Origin of the sequence: Ruminococcus bromii (assembly GCF_002834225.1) — a bacterium.
Classification (GTDB): Bacteria; Bacillota; Clostridia; order Oscillospirales; family Acutalibacteraceae; genus Ruminococcoides; species Ruminococcoides bromii.
Window position 1 is genome coordinate 46,050 of sequence record NZ_NNSR01000041.1, and the last position, 7,907, is coordinate 53,956.

At 39.9% G+C, this 7,907-nt stretch carries 7 protein-coding genes; 3 read left to right on the plus strand and 4 right to left on the minus strand.

The window, feature by feature from the left end; all coding sequences use genetic code 11:
* The 3 genes from pfkB to RBATCC27255_RS04530 all read right to left on the minus strand — a co-directional run bounded on the left by pfkB (position 1) and on the right by RBATCC27255_RS04530 (position 2,662).
* Positions 1–903, minus strand: coding sequence for a 1-phosphofructokinase (pfkB, locus tag RBATCC27255_RS04520; protein ID WP_101028933.1), 903 nt, complete (start codon positions 901–903; stop codon positions 1–3).
* The gene (locus RBATCC27255_RS04525; RefSeq protein WP_101028934.1) at positions 881–1,648 is read right to left on the minus strand and encodes a DeoR/GlpR family DNA-binding transcription regulator; all 768 of its coding nucleotides are present in this window, start codon (positions 1,646–1,648) and stop codon (positions 881–883) included. The genes pfkB and RBATCC27255_RS04525 overlap by 23 nt, the downstream gene beginning before the upstream one ends.
* A gap of 372 nt (positions 1,649–2,020) precedes the next feature.
* Positions 2,021–2,662, minus strand: coding sequence for a Crp/Fnr family transcriptional regulator (locus RBATCC27255_RS04530; protein WP_021883526.1), 642 nt, complete (start codon positions 2,660–2,662; stop codon positions 2,021–2,023).
* A 270-nt stretch (positions 2,663–2,932) separates the two neighbouring features.
* On the opposite strand from RBATCC27255_RS04530, the gene nrdD reads away from it, so the two are divergent.
* The 3 genes from nrdD (at position 2,933) to RBATCC27255_RS04545 (ending at position 6,492) form a co-directional block, all read left to right on the plus strand.
* Positions 2,933–5,104 (plus strand): anaerobic ribonucleoside-triphosphate reductase, encoded by a 2,172-nt coding sequence (gene nrdD / locus RBATCC27255_RS04535; RefSeq protein WP_101028935.1) that lies wholly within the window; start codon positions 2,933–2,935, stop codon positions 5,102–5,104.
* Complete coding sequence (nrdG, locus tag RBATCC27255_RS04540; protein ID WP_101028936.1) at positions 5,104–5,640, plus strand: anaerobic ribonucleoside-triphosphate reductase activating protein; 537 nt, start codon at positions 5,104–5,106, stop codon at positions 5,638–5,640. Before nrdD ends, nrdG begins: the two co-directional genes overlap by 1 nt.
* A gap of 138 nt (positions 5,641–5,778) precedes the next feature.
* Positions 5,779–6,492 carry a zinc ribbon domain-containing protein gene (locus tag RBATCC27255_RS04545; protein WP_101028937.1) on the plus strand — a complete coding sequence of 238 codons (714 nt, stop codon included), beginning with the start codon at positions 5,779–5,781 and terminating at the stop codon, positions 6,490–6,492.
* Positions 6,493–6,660: 168 nt separating this feature from the next.
* Here the strand turns inward: RBATCC27255_RS04545 and RBATCC27255_RS04550 are convergent, their stop codons facing one another.
* A complete protein-coding gene (locus RBATCC27255_RS04550) occupies positions 6,661–7,785 on the minus strand; it encodes an IS481 family transposase (RefSeq protein WP_169923245.1) in 1,125 nt (374 codons plus the stop codon).
* Between the last annotated feature and the right edge of the window lie 122 nt (positions 7,786–7,907).

Here is a 7,907-nt window from a genome sequence, read left to right on the forward strand (position 1 = left end):
TTAAAATTTTGCAAGCAATTCATTTATTTTTTCTTTTGTGGCAAGTCCGTCAAGAAATGCCGTTGCATTTCCGCACACACTGCCCAATTTCAGCGCATAGGGGTAGCTTTTTGTCTTTTCATATCCTGCCACAAAGCCTGCTACCATTGAGTCTCCCGAACCGACTGTGTTAATTACCTTTTCTTTGAGGACTCCTGCTTTGTGTCTTTTTCCAAATTCGTCAATGAGCATTGCTCCGTCACCGCCGAGTGAAATCAAAACATTTTTTGCACCGAGTTTCTGCAACTCTTTTGCATACTTTTCAATATCATCCTCGGTGTTGATTTCAACTCCGAACATTTCGGAAAGTTCCTGTCTGTTCGGCTTGATGAGGAACGGCTTGTACTTGAGTGCGTTGAGTAAAAGTTTTTTTGTTGCGTCAACTACAATTCGTACATCCTTGCCCTTGATTCTTTCAAGGATTCTTTCATAAACATCATCAGGCATCGTATTCGGAATGTTTCCTGCAATTACGATTGTGTCGCCGTCGGATATTCTGTCGATTTTTGAAAACAGCCTTTCAAGTTCGCCTTCACTTATGTGAGGTCCCTGACAATTGATTTCTGTTTCAACGCCGGCTTTGATTTTTATGTTGATTCTTGAAATTCCACTTTCAAGCTTAATAAAGTCGGTGATAATCCTGTCGTTGCGAATACCCTTTTCAATGGCGTCACCCGTAAAGCCTGCAACAAATCCGAATGCCGTACTTTCAAGGTCAAGCTCTGCAAGTACGCATGAAACATTGATTCCCTTACCTCCGTAGTAATATTCTTCGGCGGTTGTTCGGTTTGTTATTCCCGGAACAAGCGAATCAAGTCTGACAATGTAGTCAATTGACGGATTAAGCGTTACGGTGTAAATCATTTTTTACCTCCTTTATCACCGTTACCTGCGAAAAGTCCGGCGTAGGCAGTTTGTCGGTGATTATACAACATTTTTGCAGAGGGGCAAATGTTACAGGATACACCCTGCGAAATTTTGAATGGTCTGCAAGAACAAATGCCATATAAGATTTGTTGATTGCCGTTTCCTTTATATGACCTTCTTCAATGTCAGGTGTTGTGAATCCCGAACTGATGTCAATTCCGTTTGCTCCCATAAAAGCTTTTGTAAAGTTAAAGCAGTTTATGCTTTTTATTGCTTCGGCACCCACAACAGCCTCGGTAAGCGGTTTTATTTTTCCGCCTACTATATATGTCTGCATACCCTTGTGGATAAGCATTCTGGCGTGTGTTATGCCGTTTGTAACATATGTTGCGTTTGTATTTGTAATGTGGTCAACAAGCTTTAATGTTGTTGTTCCTGCGTCAATATAAACAAAGTCAGAGTCATGGATAAGCTTTGCACAGTATTCTGCAACCAGATCTTTTTCATCGCTCATAACGGTTTCACGATTGCTTACCGCATCTTCAAAAATACCCTCGTTTCTGGTGATTGAAGTTGCACCGCCGAAAACTTTGGTGAGCTTTCCCATCTCATCAAGAGCGGAAAGATCTCTTCTTATTGTTGACTCGGATGAGTCAAGCAACTTTGTTAATTCCGACACCGTGACCGAATTTTTTTCTTCGAGCAAATCAAGTATTGCACGATATCTGTCCTGTGTAAGCATTATCCTCACCTCTTGACTATATTATAACACCCGTTTCTTAAAAGTCAAGCAAAATCGGTCAAAAAAATTCAAAAAAATTAAAGACAGCAAAATTAGCTAACAAAAAAGTGTCGAGCGTTATTTAAAAACAGTATAATTTTACCGTTTTTGCAATTAAAATTGGTGTTTTTGATTATCTCCATTCAAAATCAGTCAAATTAATTATTTTGACTATAATTCTTTTAGCGTGTTGACTGCAAGGTGTTTTTATACTACAATATTAATTGTTGTGTACAAAAAAAGCCTGCAAGTTTTTTGCAGGCTCAAAACGGCGAAATCACGCATTTATATTTTTTGTTTTTTATGTTTTTTTATACATATATATGTCATATGTCATTCTGACAAATCTTCAATGACTGTGATTTTTCGCTTTTCGGAGATTATAATATTTTCCTCATTCATCTTTTTTATTTCACGCATCATTGCACTTCGGTCAACAGAAAGGTAATCTGCAAGGTCGGAAAGAGGGAGAGGAAGATAAAAGGTGTTTTTTCCTTTTTCGGTTTTAATGTATTCAAAAAAAGTCAAAAGCTTGCTCCTCAGCGTCTGCTGACAGAGAATGTCTGTGTGAGCAAGACTTTTTTTATGAGATTTTTTGATGTATGCACTTATAATCCGCTGGTGTTTACTGCAATGCTTTTCACAACAGGCTGTAAATTTTGAGTATTTCACGAAATCAATTTTGCAGTTTGTTTTGGCACTCAGATAAAAAATTCTGTTGTCTGATTCGGGTACAATGCAGGTGACGATTATGTCGCCCTTTTCATAAAAAGAAATAATTCTCCGCTGATTTTCGGCATTGTCGGTTGTCAGATAAACAGTTCCTTCTTTTATGATGCAAATTGTGTCATTTTCGGGTGAATATGTAGTTATGATTTCACCCCTTTTATACTCTCTTTCAATAGGTTTAAAACACTCGTTTATCCCGATGAAATCTGATTTTTTAAGCCTTGCACCGCCTATTTCTTCTATCATTTGCAACACTCCATAATGTGTGGCGTTTTTTGTCTTGCCACAAGATATAGTATAGTATATCACATAATTGTTGCCTGTGCAACAGTATTTATATTGCAATTATTGTATAATTGGTCTTACATCGCAAGGGAAGTTTGGTTCCTTGCAATTTTATTACACAACGCATTTTTTAAACGGCATTATTGAAAAATTTATTTTTTTATTCGGATTAACAGATATAGGATATTTTTACCAAGGAAGTACCGCAAAATAATAAAAAGGGGAAGGATTATGAGAATTATTAAGCGTAACGGCTCAGAAGAAGATTTCAACATTGAAAAAATTATCAATGCCGTTAAGAAAGCTAACGGTTCGGGGGAACACAAGTTCCTTACAGACGAACAGATTGAGGATGTTGCCGACTATGTTGAATATAAGTGCAACAAAATCAGGAGAGCAGTGTCCGTTGAAGAAATTCAGGATATGGTTGAGGATCAGCTAATGGCAAAGGGTGCGTTTGAGCTTGCAAGAAGATATGTGCGTTACCGCTACAACCGCTCGCTTGTTCGTAAGGCAAACACTACCGATAACAGGATTCTTTCGCTTATTGAGTGCAACAACGAAGAAGTAAAGCAGGAAAATTCAAACAAGAACCCGACTGTAAACAGCGTTCAGCGTGACTATATGGCAGGTGAGGTCAGCCGTGACCTTACAAGGAGAATGCTTTTGCCGGCTGATATTGTTGAGGCTGATAAGGAAGGTATTATTCACTTCCACGATTCGGACTATTTTGCACAGCATATGCACAACTGCGACCTTGTAAACCTTGAGGATATGCTCCAGAACGGCACGGTCATCAGCGATACGCTTATTGAAAGACCGCACAGCTTTTCAACGGCGTGTAACATTGCAACTCAGATTATTGCACAGGTTGCAAGCAACCAGTACGGCGGTCAGAGCATAAGCCTTGCTCATCTTGCACCGTTTGTTCAGGTTTCCCGTGAGAAAATCCGCAGAGAAACTCTTGCGGAAATCGAAGAACTCGGTGTTCATCCCACAGAAGAGAAAATCAACGATATCGTTGAGCAAAGACTTCGCAAAGAAGTAAACCGTGGTGTTCAGACCATTCAGTATCAGGTTGTTACTTTGCTCACAACAAACGGTCAGGCTCCGTTTGTAACCGTGTTTATGTATCTTAACGAGGCTAAAAACGAGCAGGAAAAGCACGACCTTGCCATGATTATCGAAGAAACACTCAAACAGCGTCACAAGGGCGTAAAAAATGAAAAGGGTGTGTGGATTACACCTGCGTTTCCAAAGCTTATTTATGTGCTTGAGGAGGATAACATAACAGAGGACAGCAAGTATTGGTATCTTACAGAGCTTGCCGCAAAGTGTACCGCAAAGAGAATGGTTCCCGACTATATCTCGGAGAAGGTTATGCTCCAAAGCAAAATTGATAAAAACGGTGAGGGTCATTGCTTTACCTGTATGGGTTGCAGAAGCTTCCTTACTCCTTATGTTGACGAAAACGGCAAGCCGAAATATTACGGCAGATTCAATCAGGGTGTTGTGACTGTAAATCTTATTGATATCGGACTCAGCGCAGGAAAGGATCTTGATAAATTCTGGAAGATTTTTGACGAGAGAATGGAACTTTGCCACAGAGCACTGCAGTGCCGTCACGAGCGTCTTACAGGCACTCTTTCGGATGCCGCTCCTATTTTGTGGCAGTACGGTGCGCTGGCAAGACTTAAAAAGGGTGAGAAGATTGATAAGCTTCTCCATGGCGGTTATTCAACGCTTTCACTCGGTTATGCAGGTCTTTGGGAGTGCGTTTACAGCCTTATCGGCAAAAAGCTCACAGAAAAAGAGGGCAAAGAACTCGGTCTTGAAATTATGCAGAAGCTAAACGACTATTGTGCAAAGTGGAAAAAGGCTGAAAACATTGACTACAGCCTTTATGGTACTCCTCTTGAAAGCACAACATATAAGTTTGCAAAGTGTCTTCAAAAGCGTTTCGGCATTATCAAGGGCGTAACAGATAAAAATTACATTACTAACAGCTATCATGTTCATGTTACCGAGAATATTGACGCATTCAGCAAGCTGAAGCTTGAATCGGAATTTCAGGCTTTGTCACCGGGCGGTGCAATCAGCTATGTTGAAGTTCCGAACATGCAGGATAACATTCCCGCTGTTTTACAGGTTATCAAGTTCATTTACGATAACATTATGTATGCAGAGCTTAACACAAAGAGCGACTACTGTCAGGTTTGCGGTTATGACGGAGAAATCAAGATCGTTCACGATGACGGCAAGCTTGTGTGGGAGTGTCCTAACTGCGGCAACCGCGATCAGGATAAGATGAATGTTGCAAGAAGAACCTGTGGATATATCGGAACTCAGTTCTGGAATCAGGGCAGAACTCAGGAAATTGAGGAAAGGGTGCTTCACCTTTGATGAATTACGGAGAAATTAAACTCTGCGATATTGCAAATGGTGAGGGAGTAAGAGTATCGCTCTTTGTATCCGGCTGTACGCATCATTGCAAAAACTGCTTTAATCCGCAGACATGGAGTTTTGATTACGGCGAACCTTTTACAAAAGAGGTTGAGGATAAAATTCTCAAAGAGCTTGAACCGTCATATATTGACGGCTTGTCATTGCTCGGCGGAGAACCCTTTGAACCTTCAAATCAAAGAGCCTTAGTGCCGTTTTTAAAGCGTGTCAGGAAACAGTTTCCGAACAAAACAATTTGGTGTTATTCGGGCTATTTGTTTGACAAGGAGCTTCTTTCCGACAGCAGAGCAAGGTGTGAATGTACAGATGAAATGCTTTCAATGATTGATGTGCTTGTTGACGGTGAATTTGTTGAGGCTCTTCACGATATAAGCCTTGCGTTCAGAGGCTCGTCAAATCAGCGCATTATAGATGTAAAAGCGTCACTCAAAGAAAATAAAATAATTCCCCACAAGCTTATGAAAAGGGGAGTGTAATAAAAAGCGACAGCCGTAAAACTGTCGCTTTTTGTAATATTATTGAATTATTGCGTGGAATGTTGTTGATTTTGTAAGGCAAATAGTGTAAAATGATAGCATACTATTTATAGAATATTATGCAAGGAGCGATTATATATGGTATGTAAAAATTGCAATCACGAAATTGACAACGGAGCAATGTTCTGTACTTACTGCGGAACACCTGTTGAGCAGACTCCAGAGACTGAAACACAGCCGGTTGAAAATGCTTCAACCGAAGATGCTGCACAGAACCCTTACGAGAATGTGCAGACTGCACAGCCTGAGGTTGATAACGCACAGCCGACTGCCGACAGTCAGTCACAGCAGAATCCGTATTCTCAGCAGTACGGTCAGCCAAATCAAACTTATTATCAGCAACCGCAGCCTAACAAAACTTCATACGGTCAGCAGTTTACAAACTCACCGAACAATGATTACGGCGCAAATCAAAGCAAGTACGGCAATCAATATCAGAGCTATAACAACGGCTATAATCAGCAGTACAACACGCAGTATCAGCAGACATACAACTCACAGCCTGTACCGCCCGTTGCACCGCCATACGGTACTCCGGATACTCAGCCTGTAAGCATAGGCGGTTGGATCGGCGTTATGCTTTTAACCTGTTTGCCGATTGTAAACCTCATTATGCTCTTTGTCTGGGCGTTCAGCTCATCAACAAAGAAGTCACTCAAAAACTACGCAAGAGCCGCTCTTATCCTGGCTCTTATCGGAGTTGTGCTTGTGGTAGTTATTTCAATTATACTTGCAGCCTGCGGTATCAGTATCTTCAACGGACTTTCCAATTCAGGATATTACTATTATTAAATTTAACGGTGAATCGCTGTACCAAATTCGTACAGACAGCTTTATAATATCAAAAACAAAGTATGCACGAGCGTATTTTTGTGATTATTTGTACAGTAACTTTGTAGGGGCGGATATCATGTCAAGTGCAACATGGTAACCACCTGTGCAAGGACATGGTATACAAATTCACAGTCTTGAAATCTTGCGGTGAATACGCTTGCCAGATGACGAGTCATACTCAGCAATAACAAAATTGCGATAGCAAACAAGAAATGAATCATTGTTTGGATTAGGTCTGAATTGAACATAATCATTGATGAAAGTTTCACTAAGATATAATTGAAAATTCTGAAAACGGACATATCCCCACGAATTTACTTTTATGGCTTTAAAGCCGGGTTCATATTCAAACGGCTCCACCTTGTCAGCAAAAATCCTTTCGCTGTGAGTATAGACATCGGCAGGACATTTGTTTCCAAGTGCTTCATGAGGTCGCAGGCAATTATACTTAGTTCGCCACTCTTGCAGAGCCTTGTCAGCGTAATCCAAGTTCTTGAATAGATTATGATTTAAAAGTTCTCTTTTCATACTGCCATGAAACCGTTCAATTTTTCCTTGTGTTTGCGGATGTTTAATTCTGCAATGTATGGGAAGAATGTCATTGTTCATAAGGAATTTTTCAAACATAGTAAATCCATGTTTAAAACCTGCAAACTGAGAACCATTGTCAGAAAGTACGCTTGATGGCATACCAAACTCATAAAAAGCTTGCTTAAAAGCGTTAATAACGACATTTTTAGTGTTAGGAAAGCATGCTATTTTGATTGAGTATCGTGAGCTGTCATCGAGAATAGTCAATGGATAGCAATAACGATTATCGGCAGTTAAAAACTCTCCCTTGAAATCAGTTTGCCACATATCATTGCAATGTTCTTTCTGAAAGCGTTTAAAAGGCTTTCTTTTGAGAGATTCCTCTTCAGATATGAGTTGGTGTTTATGAAGAATGTTAGTAATGGTTCTTGGACAAGGAATGTTTTTATACCCTTGATTTTCAAGAAAAATTTTAATTTTATCATCACCCCAACCCGGGTTATCGAAACGAACAGAAACGATTAATTCTTCAATGTCGTCAGGCGTTTTGTTAGGAGAACATAATGGTCTGCGTGACATATCAGTTAAGGGCAGTCCCTGTTTAAATCTATCAACCCACTTGCGACCGGTTTTGCGTGTGATTTCATATTCCCGACATAGAGCACTAAAATTATTTGTTTCTAATGCTTTTGTAACAAATTCTAATCTTTGTTTTTCCACAGTTTTACACTCCCACGGCATAAAAACAGCTCCTTCATTTGCTATTTTCTTGCCATTTATTTTATCATAAAACTGTATACTATGTCTTTGCACTGTTGTATACTATGTTACTACACTGCACA

Bases quoted from the DNA above. Each gene is read 5' to 3' on its own strand.
- RBATCC27255_RS04530 (WP_021883526.1), bottom strand. From the start codon at position 2,662: ATGATAGAAGAAATAGGCGGTGCAAGGCTTAAAAAATCAGATTTCATC.
- RBATCC27255_RS04525 (WP_101028934.1), bottom strand. From the start codon at position 1,648: ATGCTTACACAGGACAGATATCGTGCAATACTTGATTTGCTCGAAGAA.
- nrdD (WP_101028935.1), top strand. From the start codon at position 2,933: ATGAGAATTATTAAGCGTAACGGCTCAGAAGAAGATTTCAACATTGAA.
- nrdG (WP_101028936.1), top strand. From the start codon at position 5,104: ATGAATTACGGAGAAATTAAACTCTGCGATATTGCAAATGGTGAGGGA.
- pfkB (WP_101028933.1), bottom strand. From the start codon at position 903: ATGATTTACACCGTAACGCTTAATCCGTCAATTGACTACATTGTCAGA.
- RBATCC27255_RS04545 (WP_101028937.1), top strand. From the start codon at position 5,779: ATGGTATGTAAAAATTGCAATCACGAAATTGACAACGGAGCAATGTTC.